This is a genomic window from Pedobacter gandavensis, from assembly GCF_032678465.1.
GTDB classification, from domain to species: Bacteria; Bacteroidota; Bacteroidia; order Sphingobacteriales; family Sphingobacteriaceae; genus Pedobacter; species Pedobacter gandavensis_B.
Window position 1 is genome coordinate 518,465 of sequence record NZ_JAVTSK010000003.1, and the last position, 24,902, is coordinate 543,366.

General features: G+C 40.9%; 24 protein-coding genes. 19 read left to right on the forward strand and 5 right to left on the reverse strand.

The window, feature by feature from the left end:
- A complete protein-coding gene (locus R2Q94_RS08330; protein WP_316820988.1) occupies positions 1 to 861 on the reverse strand; it encodes a DMT family transporter in 861 nt (286 codons plus the stop codon).
- A 130-nt stretch (positions 862 to 991) separates the two neighbouring features.
- Here R2Q94_RS08330 and R2Q94_RS08335 point away from each other — a divergent pair, with 130 nt between their 5' ends.
- The 9 genes from R2Q94_RS08335 (at position 992) to R2Q94_RS08375 (ending at position 13,311) form a co-directional block, all read left to right on the forward strand.
- Positions 992 to 2,467 (forward strand): arylsulfatase, encoded by a 1,476-nt coding sequence (locus R2Q94_RS08335; protein ID WP_316820989.1) that lies wholly within the window; start codon positions 992 to 994, stop codon positions 2,465 to 2,467.
- Positions 2,468 to 2,583: 116 nt separating this feature from the next.
- A complete protein-coding gene (locus R2Q94_RS08340) occupies positions 2,584 to 3,981 on the forward strand; it encodes a TolC family protein (RefSeq protein WP_316820990.1) in 1,398 nt (465 codons plus the stop codon).
- A gap of 12 nt (positions 3,982 to 3,993) precedes the next feature.
- Positions 3,994 to 7,272 (forward strand): efflux RND transporter permease subunit, encoded by a 3,279-nt coding sequence (locus R2Q94_RS08345; RefSeq protein WP_316820991.1) that lies wholly within the window; start codon positions 3,994 to 3,996, stop codon positions 7,270 to 7,272.
- A gap of 44 nt (positions 7,273 to 7,316) precedes the next feature.
- Positions 7,317 to 8,420 carry an efflux RND transporter periplasmic adaptor subunit gene (locus tag R2Q94_RS08350; RefSeq protein ID WP_316820992.1) on the forward strand — a complete coding sequence of 368 codons (1,104 nt, stop codon included), beginning with the start codon at positions 7,317 to 7,319 and terminating at the stop codon, positions 8,418 to 8,420.
- A gap of 21 nt (positions 8,421 to 8,441) precedes the next feature.
- Entirely contained in the window at positions 8,442 to 9,377 is a 936-nt protein-coding gene (locus R2Q94_RS08355; RefSeq protein WP_316820993.1) for a helix-turn-helix transcriptional regulator, read from the forward strand.
- Positions 9,378 to 9,429: 52 nt separating this feature from the next.
- Complete coding sequence (locus R2Q94_RS08360; RefSeq protein WP_316820994.1) at positions 9,430 to 9,795, forward strand: DUF6370 family protein; 366 nt, start codon at positions 9,430 to 9,432, stop codon at positions 9,793 to 9,795.
- Position 9,796: 1 nt separating this feature from the next.
- Positions 9,797 to 10,177 (forward strand): PH domain-containing protein, encoded by a 381-nt coding sequence (locus R2Q94_RS08365; protein WP_316820995.1) that lies wholly within the window; start codon positions 9,797 to 9,799, stop codon positions 10,175 to 10,177.
- Positions 10,178 to 10,344: 167 nt separating this feature from the next.
- Positions 10,345 to 11,742 carry an aminopeptidase P family protein gene (locus R2Q94_RS08370; RefSeq protein WP_316820996.1) on the forward strand — a complete coding sequence of 466 codons (1,398 nt, stop codon included), beginning with the start codon at positions 10,345 to 10,347 and terminating at the stop codon, positions 11,740 to 11,742.
- A 156-nt stretch (positions 11,743 to 11,898) separates the two neighbouring features.
- Entirely contained in the window at positions 11,899 to 13,311 is a 1,413-nt protein-coding gene (locus R2Q94_RS08375; protein ID WP_316820997.1) for a FecR domain-containing protein, read from the forward strand.
- Positions 13,312 to 13,489: 178 nt separating this feature from the next.
- Here the strand turns inward: R2Q94_RS08375 and R2Q94_RS08380 are convergent, their stop codons facing one another.
- A complete protein-coding gene (locus R2Q94_RS08380) occupies positions 13,490 to 13,738 on the reverse strand; it encodes a helix-turn-helix transcriptional regulator (RefSeq protein ID WP_316820998.1) in 249 nt (82 codons plus the stop codon).
- 399 nt (positions 13,739 to 14,137) lie between these two features.
- Between R2Q94_RS08380 and R2Q94_RS08385 the strand changes: the two genes are divergently transcribed.
- The 3 genes from R2Q94_RS08385 (at position 14,138) to R2Q94_RS08395 (ending at position 17,806) form a co-directional block, all read left to right on the forward strand.
- Entirely contained in the window at positions 14,138 to 16,312 is a 2,175-nt protein-coding gene (locus R2Q94_RS08385; protein ID WP_316820999.1) for a PAS domain-containing protein, read from the forward strand.
- A gap of 141 nt (positions 16,313 to 16,453) precedes the next feature.
- The gene (locus R2Q94_RS08390) at positions 16,454 to 17,104 is read left to right on the forward strand and encodes a response regulator transcription factor (RefSeq protein ID WP_316821000.1); all 651 of its coding nucleotides are present in this window, start codon (positions 16,454 to 16,456) and stop codon (positions 17,102 to 17,104) included.
- A gap of 162 nt (positions 17,105 to 17,266) precedes the next feature.
- A complete protein-coding gene (locus R2Q94_RS08395; RefSeq protein ID WP_316821001.1) occupies positions 17,267 to 17,806 on the forward strand; it encodes an RNA polymerase sigma factor in 540 nt (179 codons plus the stop codon).
- 36 nt (positions 17,807 to 17,842) lie between these two features.
- On the opposite strand, the gene R2Q94_RS08400 is transcribed toward R2Q94_RS08395, so the two are convergent.
- The 3 genes from R2Q94_RS08400 to R2Q94_RS08410 are packed head-to-tail and all read right to left on the reverse strand — an operon-like array spanning position 17,843 to position 19,751.
- Entirely contained in the window at positions 17,843 to 18,148 is a 306-nt protein-coding gene (locus tag R2Q94_RS08400; RefSeq protein ID WP_316821002.1) for a hypothetical protein, read from the reverse strand.
- Positions 18,149 to 18,174: 26 nt separating this feature from the next.
- Positions 18,175 to 18,951, reverse strand: coding sequence for a DUF1080 domain-containing protein (locus tag R2Q94_RS08405; protein ID WP_316821003.1), 777 nt, complete (start codon positions 18,949 to 18,951; stop codon positions 18,175 to 18,177).
- Positions 18,952 to 19,004: 53 nt separating this feature from the next.
- Positions 19,005 to 19,751 carry a hypothetical protein gene (locus R2Q94_RS08410; RefSeq protein ID WP_316821004.1) on the reverse strand — a complete coding sequence of 249 codons (747 nt, stop codon included), beginning with the start codon at positions 19,749 to 19,751 and terminating at the stop codon, positions 19,005 to 19,007.
- 200 nt (positions 19,752 to 19,951) lie between these two features.
- Between R2Q94_RS08410 and R2Q94_RS08415 the strand changes: the two genes are divergently transcribed.
- The 7 genes from R2Q94_RS08415 to R2Q94_RS08445 all read left to right on the forward strand — a co-directional run bounded on the left by R2Q94_RS08415 (position 19,952) and on the right by R2Q94_RS08445 (position 24,901).
- Positions 19,952 to 20,251, forward strand: coding sequence for a metalloregulator ArsR/SmtB family transcription factor (locus tag R2Q94_RS08415; protein ID WP_316821005.1), 300 nt, complete (start codon positions 19,952 to 19,954; stop codon positions 20,249 to 20,251).
- 11 nt (positions 20,252 to 20,262) lie between these two features.
- Positions 20,263 to 21,369, forward strand: coding sequence for an NADH:flavin oxidoreductase (locus tag R2Q94_RS08420; RefSeq protein WP_316821006.1), 1,107 nt, complete (start codon positions 20,263 to 20,265; stop codon positions 21,367 to 21,369).
- A 109-nt stretch (positions 21,370 to 21,478) separates the two neighbouring features.
- The gene (locus tag R2Q94_RS08425) at positions 21,479 to 22,186 is read left to right on the forward strand and encodes a DUF2490 domain-containing protein (protein WP_316821007.1); all 708 of its coding nucleotides are present in this window, start codon (positions 21,479 to 21,481) and stop codon (positions 22,184 to 22,186) included.
- Positions 22,187 to 22,259: 73 nt separating this feature from the next.
- Entirely contained in the window at positions 22,260 to 22,829 is a 570-nt protein-coding gene (locus tag R2Q94_RS08430; RefSeq protein ID WP_316821008.1) for a phosphatase PAP2 family protein, read from the forward strand.
- Between the two features lie 113 nt (positions 22,830 to 22,942).
- On the forward strand, positions 22,943 to 23,254 hold the full coding sequence (locus R2Q94_RS08435; RefSeq protein WP_316821009.1) for a hypothetical protein: 312 nt from the start codon (positions 22,943 to 22,945) through the stop codon (positions 23,252 to 23,254).
- 117 nt (positions 23,255 to 23,371) lie between these two features.
- Entirely contained in the window at positions 23,372 to 24,265 is an 894-nt protein-coding gene (locus R2Q94_RS08440) for a hypothetical protein (RefSeq protein ID WP_316821010.1), read from the forward strand.
- A gap of 114 nt (positions 24,266 to 24,379) precedes the next feature.
- Positions 24,380 to 24,901 carry an OmpA family protein gene (locus R2Q94_RS08445; RefSeq protein ID WP_316821011.1) on the forward strand — a complete coding sequence of 174 codons (522 nt, stop codon included), beginning with the start codon at positions 24,380 to 24,382 and terminating at the stop codon, positions 24,899 to 24,901.
- Position 24,902: the final 1 nt, after the last annotated feature.

Consider the following 24,902-nt stretch of genomic DNA (forward strand, 5'->3'; position numbering starts at 1 on the left):
CTATAAAACTTCTTTTTTAGAAGTTAATGTTGCACCTGCGCTGGCAATAACCACCAAAGCAACGGCAAGGTATTCAAAAAGAGAAAGATGTTCATGTAGGAATATCAATCCGCAGAGAGAAGCGACTGCTGGTTCCATGCTCATCAGGATACTGAAAGTACGGGCTGGCATTTGTCCGAGGGCGCTCATTTCTAAAGTGAATGGGATGGCACTTGATAAAAGGGCCAATGCTCCACCCATTAATAACAAGGTTGGTGTTAATTCATGAAATCCACCGCCGAAAAAACCGAAAGGAACTACAAGTAGTGTGGCAAATACCATACCTACGGAAACGGCATCTCCACCTTTCATGATCTTGGAAATCCGGCTGCCCAGTACAATGTAGGTAGCCCAGAATCCTCCGGCCAATAAGGCCAATAGTACTCCGATAAGGTCTAATCCCTGATTGGACCAGGGTGCAATCAAGGCAATACCAACAGCAGCCAGCAATACCCATAGGTAATCCAGTCCGCGTTTGGAGTTAAATACTGCCAGTAGTAAAGGGCCGATAAACTCCAGGGTTACTCCCAATCCCAGAGGGATACGTTTAATCGCCATGTAAAAAATCACATTCATCGCGCCTAGCGCCAATCCATAGGGAATGACTGCTTTCCATTGTGCTTTTGTGAGTTTAGATACCTTTGGACGGTTAGCAATCAAAAGGATAATCGCTGAAAGTCCAATTCTGAGTGAAGCTGTAGCTGTAGGGCCAATAGCTGGAAAAAGACCTTTGGCAATCGCTGCACCCGCCTGCACACTGATGATGGCCAATAACACTGCGGGTAAAGGTGGAATAAGAAGCAGGCTGTTTTTTTTCATCATGTGGAGGTATTAAAAATGAGGTAAATCAAACGTTTGCATGGCAGCATGAAACGCTATTCCGAATAAGGAGCGCAAAATTACGAAAAGCAGACGAGAATATTTGGCTGATCTTTTTATATCTTAGGCAACAATGAAAAAACTCGTTTTATTTGCAGGAATTCTCGTTCAATTTGTTTTTGGATGGGGATTAGTTAATAATTGTTTTGCCCAAAGAAAGCCGAATGTCATTTACATATATGCCGATGACCTTGGCTATGCTGAAATTGGTGCTTATGGGCAGCAGAAAATTAAAACTCCTCACCTGGATCAGCTTGCAAAAGAGGGCATGACTTTTACAGAGCATTATACCGGTACCCCTGTTTGTGCACCTGCAAGGGCCATGCTGATGACGGGTAAACATGGTGGTCATGCCTATATCCGTGGCAATTTTGAGCTTGGTGGTTTTGCGGATAGTGAAGAACGCGGACAGATGCCTTTAAAAGAAGGGACCTTCACGGTAGGCCATTTGATGCAGCAAGCCGGTTATAAAACCGCCTTGGTAGGTAAATGGGGATTGGGGATGAATGGTACCTCCGGTTCTCCTCTGAAACAAGGTTTTGATTATTATTACGGATTATTGGATCAAAAGCAAGCACATAATTTTTACCCGACCCACTTATGGGAAAATGACCAGCTGGATTCACTGGATAATCCTTATGTTTATGTACATCAGCCACTGGATCCTAAAAAAGCGAAGAAGGAAGATTTTGACCGTTTTAAAGGAAAGGTTTATGCTCCCGAAAAAATGACGGAGAAGGCCTTATCTTTTATCGATCAGCATAAAGAAAAGCCTTTTTTCCTATACCTCCCATATCCATTGCCACATGTTTCACTGCAAGTGCCGGATGCTTACCTGAAACCTTATCTGGGTAAGTTTGAAGAACAGCCTTATTATGGACAACAAGGTTATGCGCCCAATCAGTATCCTTTTTCCACATATGCTGCAATGATCACATTTTTGGATGCACAGGTAGGGATCATTCTCCAAAAAATAAAAGATCTGGGCTTAGATGAGGATACGATTATTATGTTTTCAAGTGACAATGGAACAACTTTTAACGGAGGGGTGGATGCGAGATATTTCAATAGTGTTGCTGGTTTAAGGGGTTTGAAAACCGATGTCTATGAAGGAGGGATCCGGGAACCTTTTATCGCCAGATGGCCAGGGAAAATTAAAGCCGGATCTAGGTCTAAGCTGATTTCTGCGCAGTACGACCTTTTAGCTACGCTTGGAGAACTAAGCGGGCAGAAAGTAGAAAATACAGATGGATTGTCCTTTCTTCCCACTTTAACCGGAAAACCCAGGCAGCAGCAAAAGCACGCATATTTGTATTTCGAATTTCCTGAAAAAGGAGGACAGCTGGCCATCAGAATGGGCGACTGGAAAGGGGTTCGTACCAATGTAAGGAAGGATCCGAATAGCCCATGGCAGGTTTATCATTTGAAAACTGATAGAAATGAAACTAAAGACCTGGCTGCTAGTCAGCCGGAATTGGTAGCAAAATTTAAGGACATCGCGAAAAAAGAGCATCAGGACTCCCATGTGAAGGATTGGAACTTTTTGTAAAAGGAATGTCATTAAGAAATAATTGAGAAAATTATTTGATTTTCATAATTATTGGTTTGAACGGAATACTTTGATTTTACCCTCAGGGGATAAATTTGTGGTGTAATACATACACCATGCCTAAACCTTTATTATTTATGGCCGTACTGTCTGGTTTTTTAATCTTGAACAGCTCCGGCAGCTATGCACAAACGCTCTATTTAAAAGATGCGATCCATACCGCTCTGGAAAATTATGGCAGCATTAAGGCTAAAAAGAATTATGTAAATGCCTCAGAGGCGGCTCTTCAGCAAGCCAGAAAAGATTATTTACCAAACCTCAGTTTATCTGCCCAGCAGGATTACGGAACCATTAACGGACAGAACGGGCCTTCCTATGGTTTGGGTGGCCTTGGTATTGCTTCCAGCGGACCAGCCTTTGATCAGCAAAACTGGAATGCAGCTTTTGGAGCTTTGTATCTGGCCAATGTGAACTGGGAGTTTTTTAGTTTCGGGAAGATTAAAGAGCGGGTAAAGGTATCTGCCGGAATTCTGAAAAGAGACCAGCAGGATCTGGCACAGGAACAGTTCCAGCAGGAAATCAAGGTCTCTGCCGCTTACCTTAATTTACTGGCCGCACAGCGCCTCAGAAGGTCTCAGGAAAACAACCTGCAAAGAGCGGTCACTTTTAAAAATACCGCAGTGATCCGGGCGAGTAACGGCCTGATTGCCGGTGTCGACTCCTCTCTGGCCAAAGCGGAGGTCTCCAGCGCAAAGATTGCTTTAACAAAAGCAAAAGACCTGGAGCAGGAGCAGGCCAACCGGCTGGGTTTATTGATGGGACAAACGGTGACCAGTCTGGTACTGGATACTGCCTCCATTACCAGAATTCCCTCGCAATTGTATCCAGATAGTACCCTGCAGGAAAAATCACATCCTTTGCTACAGTTCTACCGCAGTAGGCTGGCAGTCAGTGATCAGCAGACTCAGTTGTTTCGCAAATCCTATTATCCTACTTTCTCTATGTTTGGTGTAATGCAAGGCAGGGGATCCGGGTTCAGTTCTGCCTATGCACAAAATCAGACTGCTTTTACGCGGAATTATGCGGATGGCATCAATCCGGTTCGTGGAAATTATCTTTTTGGTGTAGGAATGGTCTGGAATCTGACCAGCATCCTGCGGACACATCCGCAGGTAAAGGCACAGGAATTTCTTTCGAAAGGACTGCAGGAGGAGTACGACCTTGTAGCGCAACAGTTGCAGGCACAGCTGGCCATTGCAGATACCAAATTGAAAAACGCAATCGACAATTATAAAGAAGCACCGATTCAGGTGAAAGCAGCTTCGGATGCTTACCTGCAAAAGAGCACTTTATATAAAAATGGACTCAGCACGATCGTGGACCTTACTCAGGCCCTGTATGTCCTGAACCGGGCAGAAACTGACCGCGACATTGCCTATAACAATGTATGGCAGGCACTCTTACTCAAATCAGCGGCCCTTGGGGATTTTGACCTGTTTATCAACGAATTTTAATTAGCTACGTCCATGAATTTAATACGCTTTGCCCTACGTAAACCCATCTCCATCCTGGTGCTGGTTGCCGGTTTATTTTTCTTTGGAATAGGTGCCATCAAAGACATCAAGGTAGATATTCTACCAAAAATGAACCTTCCGGTCATTTATATTGCACACCCTTATGGGGGATACACGCCTTCCCAGATGGAGGCTTATTTTGGAAAACAATACATCAATATCCTGCTTTTCGCCAATGGAATTAAGGCCATAGAAACGAAGAATGTGCAAGGTTTGATGTTGATGAAACTCACCTATTATGAAGGAACGAATATGGCTCAGGCTGCTGCCGAACTCAGTGCGCTGTCTAATAGAGCCCAGGCAATTTTCCCTCCGGGTTCACAGCCGCCATTCATCATTCGTTTTGATGCTTCATCCCTGCCCGTCGGGCAGCTGGTGTTGAGTAGTCCGATCCGGAGTAACAATGAATTGCAGGATTTTGCGAATACTTATGTAAGGGCTTCATTTACTGCGATTCCAGGATTACTATCTCCTGCACCTTTCGGTGGAAGTGTACGTACAATTGAAATCAATGTAGATCCGGAATTGTTACGTGCCCATCAGCTGACGGTGGATCAGGTTGTTGAAGCGATTAAAGTGAACAACCAGACTGCACCTTCAGGAAATGTCCGTATGGGGGATAAGAATTACCTGACTCCAACCAATTATACGATCAAAAAAGTAAAAGAATTTGAGAACATTCCTTTGTTTAAAGGGGGAGTACAAAACCTTTACCTTCGTGATGTTGCGGTAGTGAGGGATGGGGCAGATGCTACGGCGGGTTATGCCCTGATTAATGGTAAACGCTCGGTGTATTTAAGTATTGCGAAGTCTGGAGATGCTTCTACCTGGGATGTGGTGAGTAAATTAAAAGAGAACTTACCGATGATTCAGAATACATTGCCGGAAGATGTGAAACTTTCCTACGAGTTTGATCAATCGGTCTATGTGATCAATGCGGTGAAAAGTCTGATCAGTGAAGGCGTAATTGGTGCTTTGCTAACGGGATTGATGGTTTTATTATTCCTTGGAGATAAGCGCGCCGCATTGATTGTGATCCTGACGATTCCTACTTCTATCATTGCCGGGGTCTTGTTTTTGAAACTTTTCGGACAAACGATCAACATCATGTCCTTGAGTGGATTGGCGCTGGCTATTGGGATTCTGGTAGATGAATCGACAGTAACCATTGAAAATATACACCAGCATTTTGACATGGGGAAACCAAAGGCTTTAGCCATTTGGGATGCCTGTAAGGAAATTGCCTTTCCAAAATTGCTGATTTTATTCTGTATCCTCGCTGTATTTGCACCTGCTTTTACCATGACCGGGATTCCTGGTGCTTTATTCCTGCCACTGGCATTGGCGATTGGTTTTTCCATGATAGTCTCCTTCATTTTATCTCAGACCTTTGTGCCGATTATGGCCAACTGGCTGATGATTGCGCATCCAAAAAAGGCAAAAGCCCATTCGGATAAGATTACAGAGGATGAAGCTGTTTTTCTGGAAACGGGATTAAGTCTGGAATCAGAAAAAGATACCCTGAATCAGAAGAAGGTTCTAGTAGAAAGTTCAGATTTTAACAAGGATGGAAAAATCAGTCTTTTTGAGCGATTCAGGAACCGTTTCATGCGTTTCCTGGATCGGATGATGCCTTATCGGAAGCCGGTAGTGCTGGGATATCTGGTGCTGATCATTTCCATAGCAAGCCTTTTACTGGCCAATATTGGTAGAGATGTTTTACCTAAAGTGAATTCCAGTCAGTTTCAAATGAGAATGAGAGCCCCTGATGGCACCCGTCTGGAACGCACTGAAGAAAAGGTACAGTCGATTTTGGCAGAGTTAAAGAAAATGGTGGGGCCGGAACACCTGGCAATTACTTCTGTTTATGTAGGCCAGCATCCCGCTTTGTTTTCTGTAAACCCGATTTACCTGTTTATGGCTGGGCCTCATGAAGCTGTTTTCCAGGTGGGCCTGAAAGATTATCATGTGGATATGGAGGAGTTCAAAGACCGGTTAAGGGCTCGTGTGAAAGAACTGGAACCAGATGTTAAACTTTCATTTGAACCGATTGAGCTGACAGACAAAGTGCTGAGCCAGGGTTCTTCTACTCCGGTAGAGGTACGTATTGCCGGAAAGAACAAAAAAGAAAACGAAGAATATGCGAATAAAATTAAGAAGGAACTTTCTAAAATTTCTTATTTGAGAGATGTGCAGATTGCGCAACCGATCAAATATCCTTCATTGAATATCAACATCGACCGGATTAAAGCAGCTCAGGTAGGCCTGGATTTAAATGATGTGTCGAGATCTTTGGTCGCTTCTACCTCATCCTCCCGATACACGGATAAAAACGTCTGGGTTGACGAAAGGATTGGCCTGGCCTACGGCGTACAGGTACAGGTGCCTTTCAATAAAATGGATAGTAAAGAAAACCTGGGAGAAATTCCGCTCTTGAAAAACTCCAGTCGTCCGGTTTTGAGCGATGTAGCCAGCATTACCACTGATACGACCTATGGTGAAAATGACAATGTGGGCGCTACTCCTTATTTATCGGTTACGGCGAATTTGAACAAAAAAGATCTGGGGACTGCTTCAAAAGATGTGAATGAGGCTATTCAGTCGTTGGGAACACTACCAAGAGGATTAATTGTACAGCCAGTAGGAATGATTAAAGTGCTGGACGATACCCTGAGTAGTTTGCAGTCCGGATTGTTGGTCGCTATTGTGGTGATTTTTCTAATGTTATCCGCTAATTTTCAATCTTTTAAAGTTCCTTTAGTAATTTTAGCAACGGTACCAGCGGTGATCTTAGGTGCATTGTTACTGTTGATGCTCACAGGCTCTACTTTGAACCTGCAGTCCTATATGGGAATTATCATGTCGGTGGGCGTATCCATAGCCAATGCTGTACTTCTAATTACCAATGCGGAACACTTGCGAAAACACAATGGAAATGCGTTGGAATCGGCAAGAGAGGCCGCGGCTTTAAGGATTCGTCCCATCATCATGACCACAGTGGCTATGATTGCAGGGATGTTACCAATGGCGATTGGACATGGCGAAGGTGGTGATCAGGTTTCCCCATTGGGAAGAGCGGTAATTGGCGGGTTAATTGCTTCTACTTTTGCAGTGCTGGTGATTTTACCACTCGTGTTCGCCTGGGTGCAGGGAAAAGTTTCAACGGAGTCAATTTCTCTTGATCCGGAAGATAAAGACAGTAAACATTACATTCAGGGATTGTCTGAATAAAACGGTAGGTACTCATCATTATTAAGATATAAAATAGCGCACAAATGAAAAAATATATATTTCCATACCTCATTTACCTTACTGGGGGAATGGCATTGCCGACCTTGTTAAATGGTTGTACAGCCAATGCAAAAAAAGAAGAACTGAGTACTGAGAAACCGGCAGCAATACCGACTTTTAAACTTCAAAAGGAGAAATTGTCGACGGCTTTACAGCTTCCTGGCGAGCTAAGTGCCTTTCAGCAGGTAGACCTTTATGCCAAGGTGAGCAGCTTTGTGAAAACTTTAAACGTAGATATAGGTTCGGAGGTGAAGAAGGGCCAGCTTTTGATGACTTTAGAAGCACCTGAAACCAATTCCCAGTTGTCGGCTGCAAAAAGCAGGTTGAAATCACAGGAAGCGCTTTACATGGCAAGTAAAGCACATTACGACCGTCTGTATGAAACCAGTAAAACCCCTGGTACGATTTCAAAGAATGACCTGGATCAGGCGATTGCCCGCAGGAATTCTGATCTGGCACAGTTGGATGCGGCTAAAGCTGCTTATCAGGAGGTCGGTTCTTTACGGGATTACCTGGAAATTCGTGCACCTTTTAATGGGATCATTACGGCCAGGAATGTGAATTTGGGGGCTTACGTAGGTCCTTCCGGAAAAGGATCTGAGCTTCCATTGTTTACTTTGCAAGAGCAAAAACACCTGCGTCTGGCCGTTGCGATTCCTGAAGTATATACAGGTTATTTAAAAGCAGGGGATGAAGTGAGTTTTACGCTGAGGTCTGTTCCGGAACAAGTATTTAAAGCTAAAGTGAAGCGTTTATCCGGGGCTTTAGACTTACGTTTGCGTTCAGAAAAAGTGGAAATGGATGTTCCAAACGTCAATAAACAACTTTTACCAGGAATGATCGCAGAAGTTTATATTCCACTTCCAGCCAATGCGAGTACTTTTGTAGTTCCTAAAAAGGCAATCATAGAAACTGCCGAAGGCATTTATGTATGGAAGGTCGTAGATCATAAGGCGGAAAAAGTGAATGTAAAAAAAGGTAGAGAAACGGATGATCAAGCTGAAATTTTTGGCGCGCTCAGGATTGGTGATGAACTTGTTACAAGTCCATCTGAAGAATTGCGTGCAGGTACGCAGATCAAACCTTAAATTTACTTAAATATCGATGTTATGTTGCTGAAAAATCAAGACCTGTACGTAGTGAATAAGAGTGAAAGCTTGCAGGATTACTATGATAATCTAAAGATTCAGCGCCCGGAAATTGTTGTTCCAAGTTTTGAAATGGTGAGCGATATCGGACATTTTGGTGTTTTCAAAAGATCGGCTTATTGCCACCTGAATCCAACGCCATATAACCGCAGGGATTTTTACAAAATTTCTTTGATTATAGGCCATGGGGTGCTTCATTATCCCAACGAAAAGATTGAAGTGAATGGAAGAGCATTATTATTCACCAATCCTAATATTCCCTATGCATGGGAGTCGACTTCCGAAGCTCAAACTGGTTATTTCTGTCTTTTTACGGAGAATTTTATTCATAAGAGGAATGAAAGTTTAAGGGAGTCTTTGTTGTGGAGAATCCAGGAATGCCCTGTGATTTTGATCAATGAACAGCAGGAGGAGACTTTTAAGGGCATCATGATGAAAATGATGGAAGAAATGGAGGGGGAGTATGTTCATAAATACGACCTCTTGCGCAACTATATTCATTTGATTGTACATGAAGCTTTGAAAGTCAGGCCGGCGAGTACTTATTTCAAAGAAAACAATGCTTCTGTGAGGTTGACTTCTCTGTTTCTAGAGCTCCTGGAACGCCAGTTTCCAATCGGTTCCTCTGATCATGTTCTGGAGCTGAGAACGGCTCATGATTTTGCCCATAAGCTTTCTGTACATGTGAATCACCTGAACCATAGTGTAAAAGAAGTGACTGGCAGAACTACATCGGATCATGTATCCAGAAGGATTGCAACTGAGGCCGTTGCTTTGTTGAAGCATACTGAGTGGAATGTAGCACAGATCGCCTATTGCCTTGGTTTTGAATATCCTGCTAACTTTAATATTTTTTTCAAAAAACACCTGCAGTGTACCCCTAAATCTTTTAGATAGCCTATTTCGAATGCTATTAAATTATTCTATTTTTAGAAAAAATTAAACGAATATGAAAAAGTTTATCACGCTCATGTTTTTCGCTGTCCTGGCACTGGGAGTTCAGGCTCAGGAGAAAGCAAAAAAAGCTCCGGTTGTCATCAATTTTGAAAAACCACATGTGGTAGAAACTGCCTGTGGAGAATGTAAATTTGGGATGGAAGGAAAGGAATGTGACCTTGCAGTACGTATTGATGGCCATGCTTATTTTGTAGATGGATCAGATATTGACGATCATGGAGATGCACATGCTAAAGATGGTTTCTGTAATAAAGTCAGAAAAGCAGAGGTGACTGGGAAAGTGGTAAACGGTAGATTTAAAGCTACCTCTTTCAGGTTATTGAAAGAAGAACAGGCGAAACCAAACACTAAAATATAATATGGGATTATTTTCTGCCCTGATGGGCAATGCAGGTATCGTTAACAACGATCAGTTGAACAAAGATTATCAAAAACTTTTAACCGAAGGAGAGACCATTGAATTGGGATTTAAATTGCTCAGAGATACTTTTATTTTTACCACAAAACGCCTTATCCTGGTAGACGTTCAGGGATTAACAGGTAGCAAAACAGAATTTATGTCTGTTTCTTACAAAAGCATTTCCCGCTTTAGTGTAGAGACTTCCGGCACATTTGATCTGGATGCAGAGCTTAGAATCTGGATCTCCGGAGAAGCACTCCCTAGCATCAAAAAAAGATTTAATAAGTCGGTAAATGTATTTGATGTACAAAATGTATTGGCATTTCATGTATTGAAATAAACAGCCGGATCAAGCGGTTATATCATGATTCAGACTGGCTATCTCTACAGAGATAGCCTTTTTTATTGCGCTTTCAGCTGATCAGCTTGCTCTGATTATTTCCCGAAAAATGTAGAATACTTGTGTTGAAGCGCTAACTTTGAAAAAGCATTAAAAAACCATCAGATATGTTTCATAAAGACGAGTATATAGCAAGAAGAAAACAACTATCCGAACAATTTAAATCAGGAATTTTGTTGTTCCTGGGAAATGAAGAGAGTCCGATGAACTTTCTGGATAATGCCTATCACTTCCGACAAGACAGCACTTTTTTATATTATTTTGGAATTCCGGAACCACAATTGGCTGCGGTAATTGACCTTGACGAACCCCAGGTGACTCTTTTTGGAGATGAGATGAGCATTGATGCCATTGTTTGGATGGGCAGGCAAAAGACACTTGCCGAAAAAGCGAATGAATCAGGGATTACTTCCCTCAGTGCTTTTAGCCAGCTGGACCAATACCTGGCTAAAGCAAAAAGTCAGGGGAGAACCATACATTTTCTACCACCATATCGCGCAGAGCATAAAATCAAATTGGCAGAATTGCTGGACATCAGGCCAGCTGGAGTAAAAGAACAGGCATCGATTCCCCTGATCAAAGCTGTAGTGGCACAGCGTTCCAGGAAATCAGCAGTGGAAATCAGGGAACTGGATAAGGCTTCTGTGATTTCGGCAGATATGCACCTGCGAGCGATGGAGCTGGCTAGACCTGGTATGTCAGAAAATGAACTGGCAGCCGCTGTTCATCAGGTGGCCTTACAGGCTGGCGGACAATTGGCGTATCCGATTATTCTCACCGTAAACGGACAGATTTTGCACAATCATTACCATGGGAATATTCTCAAAGAAGGTGATATGGTCTTGAACGATTCAGGAGCGGAAACGGCTATGGGGTATGCAGGTGACCTGACACGTACTTTTCCTGCGGGCAAAAAATTCTCAGCAGAACAAAGAGATGCCTATAATATCGTGCTTCATGCCTATCAGGAAGCAGTACAAACTTTAAAACCTGGTGTAAGGTATATCGATGTACATTATCAATCCTGTCTTAGTCTGGCTGAAGGTTTAAAGACATTGGGCCTGATGAAAGGGAACATGGAGGATGCAGTTGCACAGGGTGCACATGCTTTATTTTTTCAATGTGGAACCGGTCATATGATGGGTTTAGATGTTCATGATATGGAAAATCTTGGGGAGCAATACGTTGGTTATACGGATGAACTGGTTAAAAATACCACACAGTTTGGCCTAAAGTCGCTGAGACTAGGAAAAGCATTGGAAGAGGGGTATGTGGTGACTGTAGAGCCTGGATTATATTTTATTCCGGAATTGATGGACCAATGGCAGGCAGCGAATGAATTTTCAGCCTATATCAACTACGATAAAGTTCAGGCTTACCGAAACTTTGGTGGCATTAGGGTAGAGGATGATTATGTGGTGACTGCAGATGGTTTCAGACAGTTAGGTAAGGATCTGGCAATTTCTATCGCAGATATAGAAGAGATCAGAAGCAGAGCTTATTAATCCAGCCCCTGGTAAAATTGAGAATTTAATACAAACGTTTGTATTAAATTGTTGTTATAAGTATTAATTGCTTTTTTCCTGATTAAATTTAGGTTTGGAAAATCACTATTTTTAATCAGGAAAAGGCTTCATTAATCAAAACAAGGCAAATAATTTATGGGGATTAAAGTACCAGATCACTGGAATGAAAAAGAAGAACTGATCAAACTGAAGGCAGGGGATGAGACTGCATTCGGTAACATTTATACGCATTTCAGTGGGAAGATATATGGGCAACTGCTTCACCTCTTAAAGGATCAGAATTTAACTGATAAACTGGTCCAGGATTTATTCCTGACCGTTTGGGATAAAAGAGGGAGTATTCCTCTAAAAACTGATTTCAAAACTCATTTGAATACACTGGCCGAAAATCTGGTATTTGATTACTTCAGAAAGTTTGTCAGCGATGAGGAAACGGAATTGCTGATGGCGCATTTTGGAACGCTTTCCGAAAAGGAGTTGCGTTTATTGATTCGTAAAGCTCTGGTAGATGAACTGCCTCCAGGTTTTATCGACCCGCGTTTAAAAAAACATATTGCCGCCCTGTATCCTGCTTTAAGTGAACTGATCAAATCTGCCGATCAAAAGATAAAACTCATTCCATTTTATAAGCAAAGGTCTTTTGCTTATCTCGCGATTGCCTGTACGGCTTTATTGGTGACGGGCCTGATGTCTATCTTTTACCCTCAGATCAGGGCTTCAAAATTTAATGATCCGATTACTGGTTCAGCTTCTTATGGGATAGTACCGGGAAGTAATAAGGCGACGCTAGTGTTGGCTGATGGACAAAGGATGAATTTGAGTGAGGTGAACAGTGGATTGCTGATCAGCGAATCCGGAATTACTTATAATGATGGTACGGAATTGCCGGTTTTAGCCAATGAAACGGAATTTACTCTTGAAACGCCCAATGGTGGTCAGTATATGCTCACTTTATCTGATGGGTCTAAGGTCTGGTTAAATGCAGCTTCCTCGATTAAATTTCCAGGGGTTTTTTCAGCACAGAAAATACGTAAAGTAATATTGGATGGAGAGGCGTATTTTGAAGTTGCAAGCCTTGCTGAGAGTCCTTTTATTGTTAAATCAGCCAGGCAGGAACTGAAGGTTTTGGGAACTCATTTTCAGGTGAGCAGCTATCTGGATGATGATACTGTACGTACTGCGCTATTACAAGGTAGCGTATTGGTAGATCATCCCTCAGTGGATAATAAAGAAACATTATTGAAAGCCGGACAAGAGTTATTGCTGACGACAACCAAGGCTGTGGTAGAAAATCGAAATGTGGAGGATTTGGTGGCCTGGAAGAGTGGTTTATTTGTGTTTAATCAGGAATCATTGGGAAGTATCATGAAAAAGATCAGCCGTTGGTACAATGTGGCGGTGGTATATGATGATTTGGTTGATCAGAATCGTGTTTTGACTGCAAAATTTTCCAGGTTTGATGAGCTTTCTACCATATTGAGTCAGCTGGAATTGACTGGAGCAGTCCACTTTAAACTCGAAGCGCAGCGGATTGTTGTATTAAAATAAGGTACATTATTTATCTCTTCATCATGGTTTCTTTGTTTGACCAAGAAATTCCAATTGATCTGGAACTGGATTTTGTGAATGATGCACAAAATAGAAGCAAACAGATGAATTTTGCTGAATTAGGAGTCAAACGCCATTCATCTGCTTGTTTTTGGAATCAGTCTAGTTGTGGTTCTTTCTAAATATGATTCTCTATGATACTTTCATGGGGAAAGAAGTCTTGTGGACTACAGCCAAAATCTATAGCTATTTTATTGAGTTGGTCATAGGTATACATTGCTGGCCATCTTTCTCCTTCGATTTGTCCTATATATCCATCAGAAACTTTCAACACCATGGCAATATAGGTTTGGCCTTTGTTTTTTTCTTTTCTGATTGTCCGTACTTTACGAACAATTTCTAGTTCAAACTTCGATTTTGTATTCATTTGAGCGCATTAAAGAAGAAAATACAGTTACAGATGGGCTGCGGTGTTGTATTTGTCTTTTCGTTAAGAGTTGGTTTAATTTTGGTTGATTGTTGTTTTTTGGTTAGTTTTTCTGTTTCGTATTTTTCTTTGTGGTCATTTATAGGTTTAAAATAATGGTTTTTTAGTTTTGGTTCTATTTAAAACTAAAGTTAACTAATTATATAAAATATTATGCAAAAAATTATTTAATAATATTGAAGCTGCACTCTACATTTTAATAGCGCTGATTGGCAATATATTTTACCTGAAAAAGAATCTTTAAATTGTCTATATAAGGGATTATGGGGCTGGAAGTCCACAAACACTTTGTATCTTGCTTTGTTATTTATGAACAGATAGCCTTGTTTCCTTTGATTTATGATCAGCACCTCCTTAGAAAATCATTCCAGTGTTCCTGCAAATGACTTAGCAGCAAATATTCTGAATTTAATTGATGTAGCTTGTTTACAGCTGGATAAGAACCATAATCTTATCTATGGAAATCATAAAGCCGCAGTGCTTTTTAAGTTGGAACTATCGGAAATCATGGCCAGGAATGTTTGGGAGGTTTTCGATAAAAACCTTTGTAAGGAAGCCTTTGATGCCATTGAGTATGCTGTGCGCAAACAAAAGTCACACATTAGCGAGTATTTTTGTGCCCTTACTGAAATCTGGGTTTCCCTCCATGTAATTCCATCAGGAAATGGAGTGGTACTGATGTTTACTGAAATTACTGAAATCAGTATGGTCAAGCTTCAGCTTCTGGAAGAACAAAGGCGATTAAAACTGGCCCAGGAAATAGGTAACATTGGCTATTTTGAAGGAATTACAGATGCTGCCCCGCTTTATTTAAGTGATGAAATATATCGTATTTATGGCTTTCTGGCTCAGGAAAAACCATTGAATTTTGAAGATCTTTTTTCTTATTTCCATCCGGCAGATCGATTTCAGGCCATGGATAGCTTCAGGAAGCATTTGAAAACAAGGCGTTCATTTGAACAAAGTTATCGCTTGATTACTGCCCTCAAGGAAGCGAAGATGGTCCACATGAAAGTTGAGTTTTTATATGAGGCGAAAACTGGAACAACCCGGTTTTATGGAGTAATGCAGGACGTGACTGCCTATCATCAGACTACACAAGAATTAAAGGAGAGTAAAGAATTAATAGAATCTGTTTTTGATGCAAGTTTGTTGGGAATTTCTTTGTTAAGGGCGGTTAGGGATGCTTCAGGAGAAATCATAAATTTTCGGATTGAGATGTTGAGCCGTGAATTACAAAGAGAATCAAGGCGTGAGGATTTAATTGGCAAATTGTATTTATCAGAATTCCCGGGCGTGAGGAATTCTGGCTTACTGGAGGTGATGCTAAGGGTAATGCAAACGGGGGAAACAGAACAAACAGAGTTTTATTATAACCTTGATGGGTTTAATGAATGGTACTCCAGCATGTTTGTAAAAATGGAAGATGCATTGGTGGTGACTACTGTTAATATCAGCACCCGAAAATTTGCTGAGCAGGAGCTATCAAAAAACTTGATGATTCTGCAGCAGTCGGAAGACATGGCAAAAATTGGGAGTTGGGAATATGACCTGGACTCCGCGTCGTTCAATTGGTCTGATGGAATGTATCATCTTTTTGATTTGTCAAAAGACCAGATTCCCAGTCCCGAAATTTATCTGCAATATGCAACACCAAAGTATAGCGCTGTTGCCGAAAAAATTGTAGGTCTCCTGAAGGCCGGAAACGAGGGCTTTGAAGAGAGTATTGAAATTATGGTAAATCAACAGGCTAAAGTACTGAAAATAAAAGCTTCTATACAGCAGGATGAAAATGGGAAACCTTTAAAGGTGCTGGGAGTGGATATCGATATGACCCTGCAGGTAGAACTCTTCCGAAAGAATGAACTACTTCAAAAAGAAATTTTCAGAACCATATTAGGGACACAGCAGGAGGAGCGAAAGCGCATTGCAGAAAATCTGCACAATGGACTCGGACAATTGTTGTATGGTGTGAAGCTGAGTTTAGCTAAGAATATGATCAATCATACCAGTTTATCTTCTCTTGATCATCTCAAAGAATTGAAACAAACTGACAGTTTATTGTCGGATGCGATCAAAGAAAGCCGCAGACTTTCCCATGAATTGATGCCTACGGTATTGGAAGATTTTGGGCTAAAAGCCGCATTGGACGATATTTGCAATCAATTTCAGATTGCCATTCCCATTCATACTGTATATACTGGTCTGGAAAAAAAGCTGGATAAATTCCTGGAAACTGCTATTTATAGAGTGGTTCAGGAGCTGATGATGAATGTGTTGAAGCATGCCAAGGCCAGCAAAATTAAACTCGTGATTAATGCAAATGATGAGGTGATTCATATTCAGATAATGGACGACGGGGTAGGATTTGAGCAGGAGCAGGTAATCAATAAGGGGATAGGGCTGAAAGCAATTCGGAATAAGGCAAATCTATTGAATGGTTGTCTGGCTATAAATTCAGTTTTAGGGCAAGGCACGGTCGTCTCAGTGCTATTTCCCAATGTTCCTTCTTAACGGTTAATTATCCCAGACCTACAATCTCCAGCTCAGCAGAGCTCGACGATTAAATTTGCGCAAAAGTAAGCAATGCTGATCCATCTGAATGAGAATATGAAGGAGCGGCAATTGCGGTATTAAATGATTAAATTTAGCAAGATGTTACATATATTATTAGCAGAGGACCACAATATTGTTCGGAATGGTATTAAAATGTTATTGGAAACGGACCAGGGCATAAACGTGGTGGCTGAGGCCGAAAATGGGTTAGAAGCCCTAAATTATCTCAATACGGGAGCACAGGTAGACATTATACTTGCCGATATAAATATGCCGGAACTGGATGGAATGATGCTGCTGAAAGAAATGAAAGGGAAGAATTCTGCTGCACAGGTAGTGATGCTTTCTATGCATGATAATGAAAAATATGTATTACAAGCTTTTGAAGCAGGTGCTAAGGGGTATTTGTTGAAAAGCATCAGTGCGGAAGAACTCATCTTTGCATTAAAGCATGTCGGTTCAGGAGGGAAATACCTGTGTTCAGAATTGTCCATAAGAATGTTGGAAAAGGGGGGGCAGCCTTCTATACAAGCGAATGAGCAGCCGGAAACTATTCAGAATTATTCCGACAGAGAGATCGAAATTCTGTCCTTAATTGCAGAAGGACTGACCAATACCGAAATATCCGAGCGTTTATTTATTAGTAAAAGAACAGTAGAGGGGCATCGTCAGACCCTGATTGAAAAAACCGGGGCCAGAAATACCCCTGCGTTAATTTATTATGCGGTGTTAAATCGCTTGATCAAATAGCCTTGAATCGCTGTTTTTGAGGTTTAAACGTGTGTTTTGCGGTAACTACGTAGTTGGTGTATAGAATACCTGTTTTGCTTAGGATTTATACGGTTTAGCGAAAATAGGCAGGTACAAGGCATAGCATTTGATATTCCTGTATCGAACTAAAACTATAATCCAATGAGCACAACCACAATCGATTTTAACTTTCAACTCTGGAGCTACAAGGACAATTTAAGATCTTTTGCTTTGGCATTTACACAGAATGATGACGATGCTGATGATCTGGTTCAGGACACCATGCTTAAAGCCATTCGTTATGAGAAGAACTTTAAACAGGGAACCAATCTTAAAGGATGGCTGTATATGATCTTGAGGAATACTTTTATCAATACCTACAGACGCAGGAACCTGGCAAAAAACTTCATGAATTTTGGGGTAGATATTACGAACACGACTGGAACTTTAGGCGCATCTCATAATGCAGGAGTAGGAAAATGCATTATGAACGACATTCACAGTGCACTGGATAAATTACAACCTCAGTATTATATTCCCTTTGTAAAATTCTTTGAAGGTTACAAATACCATGAAATTGCAGAGGAATTGAATATTCCGATAGGGACAGTGAAAACCAGAATTCACGTGGCCAGAGGAATTTTGAAAGCTGACCTAAAATCCTATAAGGATCAGTTTTTCCACAATGGAAACCCGGAATAAAAATAGTTCTCCCATCATTTGATGGGAGAATAATCTTTACTTTACTTTCACTGAACTGACTTCAATTAGTGCAGGGCCATTTTCCAATGGATAACCCGGAACTTTTGTTCCAATAACCTGAACCTCTTTTTTTTCGAAATGATTCAAGTTTACTGAGCTACTCTTTAAAGCATAGGTTTTATGATCTGATTCTATGGTATGCGTCCCATATTGATAGGTTGTCATTCCCATTTTTTCAATTTTTCCTGAGAGATGAACCGTATTTGCATCTGTTGATGATTTCATACTGCTACAGCCTGCAAAACTAATGCCTATGGCTAGAAGAAAGATCGACTTTTTCATAAGTTATTATCTTATAATTCGCTGATTTATAGTTCTCTGATCCAGATGTTACGGAAGCTAAGTGGTTCACTTTTATCCCCATGTGCCTGTAGCTTTATAGGAGAGGGACCATGTGCTTTATGATAAGAAGGTAAACCTACGTATTGTGAGGGGCCTTTTAGTTCAAAATTATTTTGAACTAACACGCCATTAAACAGTACAGTTACTTTAGCCGGACTTTTTAATGTACCATCGGTTTCAAATACAGGTGCGGTCCAGATCACATCATAAGTTTGCCATTCTCCTGGTTTTCTAGCTGGATTAACCAGTGGAGTAGTCTGCTTGTAAATACTTCCAGCCATACCATTGGTATAAGTTGGATTGCGATAAGCATCAAGGATTTGTAGTTCATAACCCAGGTCTCCCTTACCTATGGATGCCAGAAAAAGACCACTGTTCCCGCGGGCTTGTCCTTCACCCGTAATATGAGCAGGAACTTTCCATTCTAAATGTAATTGATAATTGTTGAAAGACTGTTTGGTCTCAATGTTCCCGGTTTGTTTATTTACTGTAAACTCACCTTTATTTACTTTCCATTGCGCAGGTTGAGACCTGTCGTTGGTCATCACCCATTGGTCCATATTTTTTCCGTCAAAAAGAACAATTGCATCAGATGGTGCATTGCCAGGGATTTTCGCCGGAGTTACCACCGCCGGAACCGGGGTGTAAAATTCGGTATCTTCATGTTTGGCCTCCTGAGCATCGGCAATGCCTAAAGTTCCCAGGATTAAAGTAGTGCTTAGAATGGCTTTATTCAAGTTCATAGCTGATCATTTACGTGATAAATTTTTCTAATATAGCACTATTGAAGAGAGTTTTAATTGAAAAATTCCGGCATTAGGTTTTGTCGCTCATTTGTTGCAAGATTGAGGAGCTCAAAGCGTTTAGCAGAGGTAAAAGAGCCCATGTCAGAATCGCTGTTGATGTGAATTGTGCCCAATAAAATGACGTATTTGCAAGGGTATTTAGTTCGGTTGACCAATTCATTGATGCGCTCGTCAATAGCCTCATAAATGACTTCTGTAGTCTCTTTTATGGGATGCACAGCGGAGAGGATTCTTTCTTTTTGCTGGAAGATGATTTGTTCAATGGTATTCATTTGATAATCTAAATCTTCCAGGTGTCCTTCTTTAATAGAGTTAGCATGTAGTTTTTCTAATGCACCTTTTGCCGCGCCACAGCAATCTGTATTGTTTTGTTGACCATAACGGTGAATTTCACCTAAGATACCTGCTTTCGAAATTCCAATATGTGGACCGTAATAGACCAGAACAGCCCCCTCGTCGGGAACATGGCTCGCCAAGGCAGCCATTCCGCTTAGTCCGGCGAAAGGGAAACCATCCAAACCACCCAATTTAAAAGGGCCTAGGAATTCATTGGACCTCACCGGAAATTGAATGCTATTGACATCGTCACTGCAAATGCTATCTGCCATCATGATCTGTGCAGGTTCCAGATCCAGATTTGCTTCTACAAAATCTATTAAGGTATTGATGCTATCAATGGTGCTGATGGCATTTGGATAATGTTGACGTATGATCGCCAGTTTCTCTCTTTTTTTCATAAAGGTGGGAAGGCATCGTCATTTATAAATGATCAATTTCAAAACAGATACCGTTCAAATATCCGATTTTCTTGAAAATTCTGGTAGGGAAGCGCCATTTATATTTGGGACTTATATCGGTTTTTGCCGATATCATCAGCTTAATGTCATCTCTTTCAGTTCAATAGGGATATCGGAAAAAGTCGATATATATTTGTACCATGAAACAGTTAGAGATATTTAAAGCTTTGTCCAACAAGACCAGATTGGAAATTTTACTTTGGCTTAAGGACCCTGAAACCAGTTTTCCTGACCAGATCTATTCCGGGTTTGAGTTTGGTGTATGTGTGGGGCAAATCCAACTCAAAGCAGGATTGACACAATCTACTGTTTCTGAATATTTATCCATTCTTCAGCGTGCCGGTCTGGTGACTTCAACAAGAGTAGGGCAGTGGACGTACTATAAAAGAAATGAAGAAGCATTTAATGAACTGAGTAAAATCATAGAATCCGATATATAAATAACATAATTATGAATACAGATAGCTTATTCAGACCCTTTAGTCTGAAATCTTTGAATATAAAAAACAGAATTGTGATGGCGCCAATGACGAGATCTTTCTCGCCGAATGGTATTCCAGGAGCAGATGTAGCGACTTATTATCGCAAAAGAGCTGAGGGAGAAGTCGGACTGATTCTCTCTGAAGGAACAGTAATTGATCGCCCGGCATCCTCAAATGATGCCAATGTGCCTCATTTTCATGGAACAGCAGCATTGGAAGGCTGGCAGAATGTGATTAAAAGTGTGCATGAAGAAGGTGGAGCAATGGGACCACAAATCTGGCATATGGGTATTATGGACAACCACCATTCAGGCTGGACACCTTCGACTCCATTTGAAGGTCCATCAGGTTTAAACAGACCTGAATTTAACAATGGTAATACCATGACAGCAGCTGATATTGAAGCTTCAATTTTGGCTTATGGTAAAGCAGCAGCTGAGGCAAAAAGAATGGGATTTGATACGGTGGAGATACATGGTGCTCATGGTTACCTGATTGATCAGTTCTTCTGGGAAGCCACCAATTTACGTACAGATATTTATGGTGGTAAAACCTTAGCTGAGCGTAGTCGTTTTGCAGTAGAAGTAGTTAAAGAGGTGCGCAGACAAGTAGGAGAAGATTTTGCAGTGATCTTGAGATTATCTCAATGGAAGCCTGCTGATTATACTTTTCAGCTTGCAAAAACGCCTCAGGAAATGGAAGCCTGGTTAAATCCTATGGCGGATGCTGGTGTCGACATTTTCCATTGCTCACAACGACGTTTCTGGGAGCCAGAGTTTGAAGGTTCTGATTTAAACTTTGCCGGCTGGGCTAAAAAAATCACTGGAAAAGCAACCATCACCGTTGGGTCTGTAGGTTTAACAGGAGAGTTTTTAAAAGCATTTGCAGGAGAAGCCTCAGAGCCAAGTTCTTTGGATGAATTGATGCGACGTATGGATAGAGGAGATTTTGACTTGGTAGGTGTAGGCAGGCCTTTATTAGCCGATCCAAACTGGGTAAAGAAAATCAAGGAAAACCGTGTAGATGAATTGAAAGGATTTACCAAAGAAGCATTAGCAAAGCTAGTGATGGACTAAGTCATTCTTAATATTTAAAGAAATGGCCATTTCAATGATTTGATATGGCCATTTCTTTTATCGCCATATTTTTTTATTTTAGCCAAACACCATTACAACCCTTTTTACAATGCGTATTTACTTCCTTTTGCTGGCTTTAATGTGTTTATGTAGCACTTTAGCCATAGCCCAGACTTCCAATCAGCGTACGGGTTGGTTATTCCTGATGAATAACAATAAATTGACAAAAAAATGGGGAACTCATCTGGATGTTCAATTGAGAACAGGAGACCAGTTTAGTCATTTGAGAAACTTCATGTTCAGACCCGGGCTGACCTATTTTATCAATGATAAAAGCGATCTGACTTTGGGATACTTATTAAATCAGACCTATATTCCTCAGGCTGGTATGAGTGATATTCAGCTTAATGAACATCGGATTTGGCAACAATACATTTACAAACATAAAATTAATGTACTTAATTTCAGCCATCGGTTTAGACTGGAACAGCGCTTTATAGATCAGCAAAAAGGGGAGGATTTGTTTGCCCAGCGCCTCAGGTATTTTGTCCGTGCCATACTTCCCCTGGCAAAAGGCCAGCAGAAATTTGAAAAAGGAGCTTTTGTTGCTTTACAAAATGAGTTGATGTTTAATATACAGCATAAAGGAAATGTAAATGGCCATTTTTTCGATCAGAACAGGGCCTATGTAGCAGCTGGTTATCGCTTTAGTAAGCAATTCGATCTGGAGGCAGGTTACCTGAATCAGGCGCAGAAAATGCGTAGCGGACAAACGATTAACCATGCCATTCAATTGGCGGTTTACACCAGGTTTTAAGTAAAAATAAATGTAGATTTACAGCATGATGAGCAGGAAAAGCACATTTCTTAAATATATTATCCTATTTCAGTTGACAATAGGGTTGGCCATCCCGATGCAGGCATTCAGCCAGCATCGCTTACAAGCCCTGGATGACCGGATTTTGATTGACCTTTCAGAACGTAGAACTCCAGAGAAAACCAGCTTCTTTATGTTTCTTTCAAAATATAATGATGTCGTTAATGTTGGCGTTCCTGTTGGACTGATGGCTGCGGGAGTGATATCGAATGACAAAGAAATGCGTCAAAATGCGGCCTATATTGCCAGCAGTTCGGCTGTAAATGTGCTGGCAACTTTACTGATTAAAAAATTGGTGAAACGTCCAAGGCCTTTTAATGGTCAGGTGAAAATTAATGCCGTTTACCAGCCTTCACATTATTCTTTCCCTTCCGGACATACTTCTACAGCCTTTACTACGGCAACAGCCTTATCGAATAGCTATAGGAAATGGTATGTCATTGCCCCAGCTTACCTTTGGGCAGGTTCTGTAGGCTTTTCCCGTCTATATCTTGGTGTTCATTATCCAACAGATGTGGCTGCTGGTGCAGTGCTAGGAACCGGATCAGCATTGTCTATGGGTTTTATGCGCGGAGATAAATAATTGCTTCTTTAATACATAATATTTTTTATATTTGCTAATATTTGTAGCATTTCTGTTGCTTGCAAAATTTATGACTTGCAGGCAATGGATAGGATCCTAGATTGAATAAGCGTATGACCATAACCGTACTTCCAATTATAGAGCCCGATATTAAACCGGGAGACCCCTTAGTAAAAGAAATGAATGATCAGCTGGTCCTGATGGCCAGAGCACTGCAGGATCAGCACCTCAAAGAACTGGAATTAATGGAACCTTTATTTGAGGATATTGTAATTTATATCAGCTATTATAATAAGCAGGGGGTTCGCTGGAAAATTGTAAATGACGTCCCTGAATCGGCTATTGCTGAAGTTGCGGAACAGTGTGATAAATTGGGTTATGTGAGGTGGAAAACAGCTACATTGAATGCTTTTAATAGAGATTAAGGGCGCTTTCCAGTCTTTTTAAGTGATCAGTTATATTTGCCGATTTCTTTTCCTTTATTTTTTAGAAATATGAAACTTTTTTGAGCTCTGATACGTAGTTGTATTAAAAGCGCCAAAATGAAAATTTCAGGCTTCTTGTTACTAATTTGTAGCCTAAATATAATCTCAGTTCATGCTCAAAATCAGCAGGAAATAAATACGGACTTTATACAGCTTTACAAAGAGAATGCGGAGCTATCTTATATTTCGCCAAGAGGAGAGATAGGATCCCCATATAAATATGTGATCAACGGAAGGCTCACTACCACTTATATGCTGCTAGCTACAGAAAAATTGCCCATTGCTTTTGCAGTGGTACCAGACTTTACTGTGAGAGTTCTGGAACAAAGGTCGGCAGCAGTGAGGACGCCAAGTTTCAGACTCGGGGGAACATTATTTGTCAGATTAGATAGGTCAGTTCCAGACTATAAATATGCTACTTTAACTTATACTCATCACTCCAATGGACAGGACGGGGAGGCTTTAAATCCGGATGGCAGTATCAACACAACAAACGGTAATTTCACGACGAATGCTTTAACCTTATCTTACCATTTTGGGACAGACCTCAACAAGAACACAAACGCAGGCTATTATTCCTTAAATCATGAAATTGGTTTTGAATGGCACAAATGGTTTAATTATGAAAAGGCCTTGACTCACGATTATGGCTTTAGTAGATTCCTCTATAATTTCTCCTGGAGGAGTTATCAACCTGAAAAAGAACAATGGCGCCTCAACTTAGAAGTTAATTATGCCGTTAACCCAATGACGGAATACGAGCTTTTTGCCCTGAAAAAAAGACTCAATGCAGAGCTTTCCTATCATTATAGCTTTCCATTTATGAATAATGCCTACTTAATGGTTGCTGCAGGGTATTATGGAGAAGACCCCTATAATATCTATTACAGGAATAAATACAGTTATATTCGCCTTGGAATTTCCAGTGGGATCTTACGTGGGAAGAAGTAACCGGGCATTATTTCTCTTCCCTTTGTTGCGACTAACACTATAATCGTAACTAATTCGTTTTATTCCTTAATCATTGGATAATAATTTTTATTTTTAACAAACACTAAAACATAAATGAAAATTTTAAGAACACGTACACTAATCGTTGCGATTGGGTTGTTGACCCTTTCGATGCAAGCTTGTAAGACTAAGAAAGTAGTCGCAAAACCTGTTACTCCTCCAGTGGAAGCCAAATCCCCTGTGAAAGAAGAAAAACCTGCTCCAGCTCCTGTACAAGAGGAAAAAGCAGAAGTAGAAATACCAAATCTGGATTTTAGCAACGTTCAGTTTGAATTTAATTCGGATGTATTGAAAACTTCTTCTTTTGGCGTATTGGATCAGGTAGTAAGTCAAATGAAAAAATTCCCGGAAGTTGTCCTGACCATTCATGGAAATTCATCTGCCGAGGGGTCCGTTGCACACAACATGTCTTTATCAGTAGACCGTGCTAATGCAGTGAAGTCTTATCTGGTAAATGCTGGAGTGAATGGCAATAGGTTGAACATTAAGGGACATGGCGCTACAAATCCGATCAGCCCAAATACTACTGAAGCCGGAAAAGCTTTAAACCGTCGTGTAGAGTTTAAAGTGAAATAAA

Coding starts and splice junctions, on each gene's coding strand:
- R2Q94_RS08340 (WP_316820990.1), top strand. CDS start 2,584: ATGCCTAAACCTTTATTATTTATGGCCGTACTGTCTGGTTTTTTAATC.
- R2Q94_RS08435 (WP_316821009.1), top strand. CDS start 22,943: ATGACCATAACCGTACTTCCAATTATAGAGCCCGATATTAAACCGGGA.
- R2Q94_RS08390 (WP_316821000.1), top strand. CDS start 16,454: ATGTTACATATATTATTAGCAGAGGACCACAATATTGTTCGGAATGGT.
- R2Q94_RS08405 (WP_316821003.1), bottom strand. CDS start 18,951: ATGAACTTGAATAAAGCCATTCTAAGCACTACTTTAATCCTGGGAACT.
- R2Q94_RS08395 (WP_316821001.1), top strand. CDS start 17,267: ATGAGCACAACCACAATCGATTTTAACTTTCAACTCTGGAGCTACAAG.
- R2Q94_RS08365 (WP_316820995.1), top strand. CDS start 9,797: ATGGGATTATTTTCTGCCCTGATGGGCAATGCAGGTATCGTTAACAAC.
- R2Q94_RS08355 (WP_316820993.1), top strand. CDS start 8,442: ATGTTGCTGAAAAATCAAGACCTGTACGTAGTGAATAAGAGTGAAAGC.
- R2Q94_RS08380 (WP_316820998.1), bottom strand. CDS start 13,738: ATGAATACAAAATCGAAGTTTGAACTAGAAATTGTTCGTAAAGTACGG.
- R2Q94_RS08425 (WP_316821007.1), top strand. CDS start 21,479: ATGCGTATTTACTTCCTTTTGCTGGCTTTAATGTGTTTATGTAGCACT.
- R2Q94_RS08385 (WP_316820999.1), top strand. CDS start 14,138: ATGATCAGCACCTCCTTAGAAAATCATTCCAGTGTTCCTGCAAATGAC.
- R2Q94_RS08445 (WP_316821011.1), top strand. CDS start 24,380: ATGAAAATTTTAAGAACACGTACACTAATCGTTGCGATTGGGTTGTTG.
- R2Q94_RS08350 (WP_316820992.1), top strand. CDS start 7,317: ATGAAAAAATATATATTTCCATACCTCATTTACCTTACTGGGGGAATG.
- R2Q94_RS08370 (WP_316820996.1), top strand. CDS start 10,345: ATGTTTCATAAAGACGAGTATATAGCAAGAAGAAAACAACTATCCGAA.
- R2Q94_RS08335 (WP_316820989.1), top strand. CDS start 992: ATGAAAAAACTCGTTTTATTTGCAGGAATTCTCGTTCAATTTGTTTTT.
- R2Q94_RS08375 (WP_316820997.1), top strand. CDS start 11,899: ATGGGGATTAAAGTACCAGATCACTGGAATGAAAAAGAAGAACTGATC.
- R2Q94_RS08360 (WP_316820994.1), top strand. CDS start 9,430: ATGAAAAAGTTTATCACGCTCATGTTTTTCGCTGTCCTGGCACTGGGA.
- R2Q94_RS08345 (WP_316820991.1), top strand. CDS start 3,994: ATGAATTTAATACGCTTTGCCCTACGTAAACCCATCTCCATCCTGGTG.
- R2Q94_RS08440 (WP_316821010.1), top strand. CDS start 23,372: ATGAAAATTTCAGGCTTCTTGTTACTAATTTGTAGCCTAAATATAATC.
- R2Q94_RS08420 (WP_316821006.1), top strand. CDS start 20,263: ATGAATACAGATAGCTTATTCAGACCCTTTAGTCTGAAATCTTTGAAT.
- R2Q94_RS08330 (WP_316820988.1), bottom strand. CDS start 861: ATGATGAAAAAAAACAGCCTGCTTCTTATTCCACCTTTACCCGCAGTG.
- R2Q94_RS08410 (WP_316821004.1), bottom strand. CDS start 19,751: ATGAAAAAAAGAGAGAAACTGGCGATCATACGTCAACATTATCCAAAT.
- R2Q94_RS08400 (WP_316821002.1), bottom strand. CDS start 18,148: ATGAAAAAGTCGATCTTTCTTCTAGCCATAGGCATTAGTTTTGCAGGC.
- R2Q94_RS08415 (WP_316821005.1), top strand. CDS start 19,952: ATGAAACAGTTAGAGATATTTAAAGCTTTGTCCAACAAGACCAGATTG.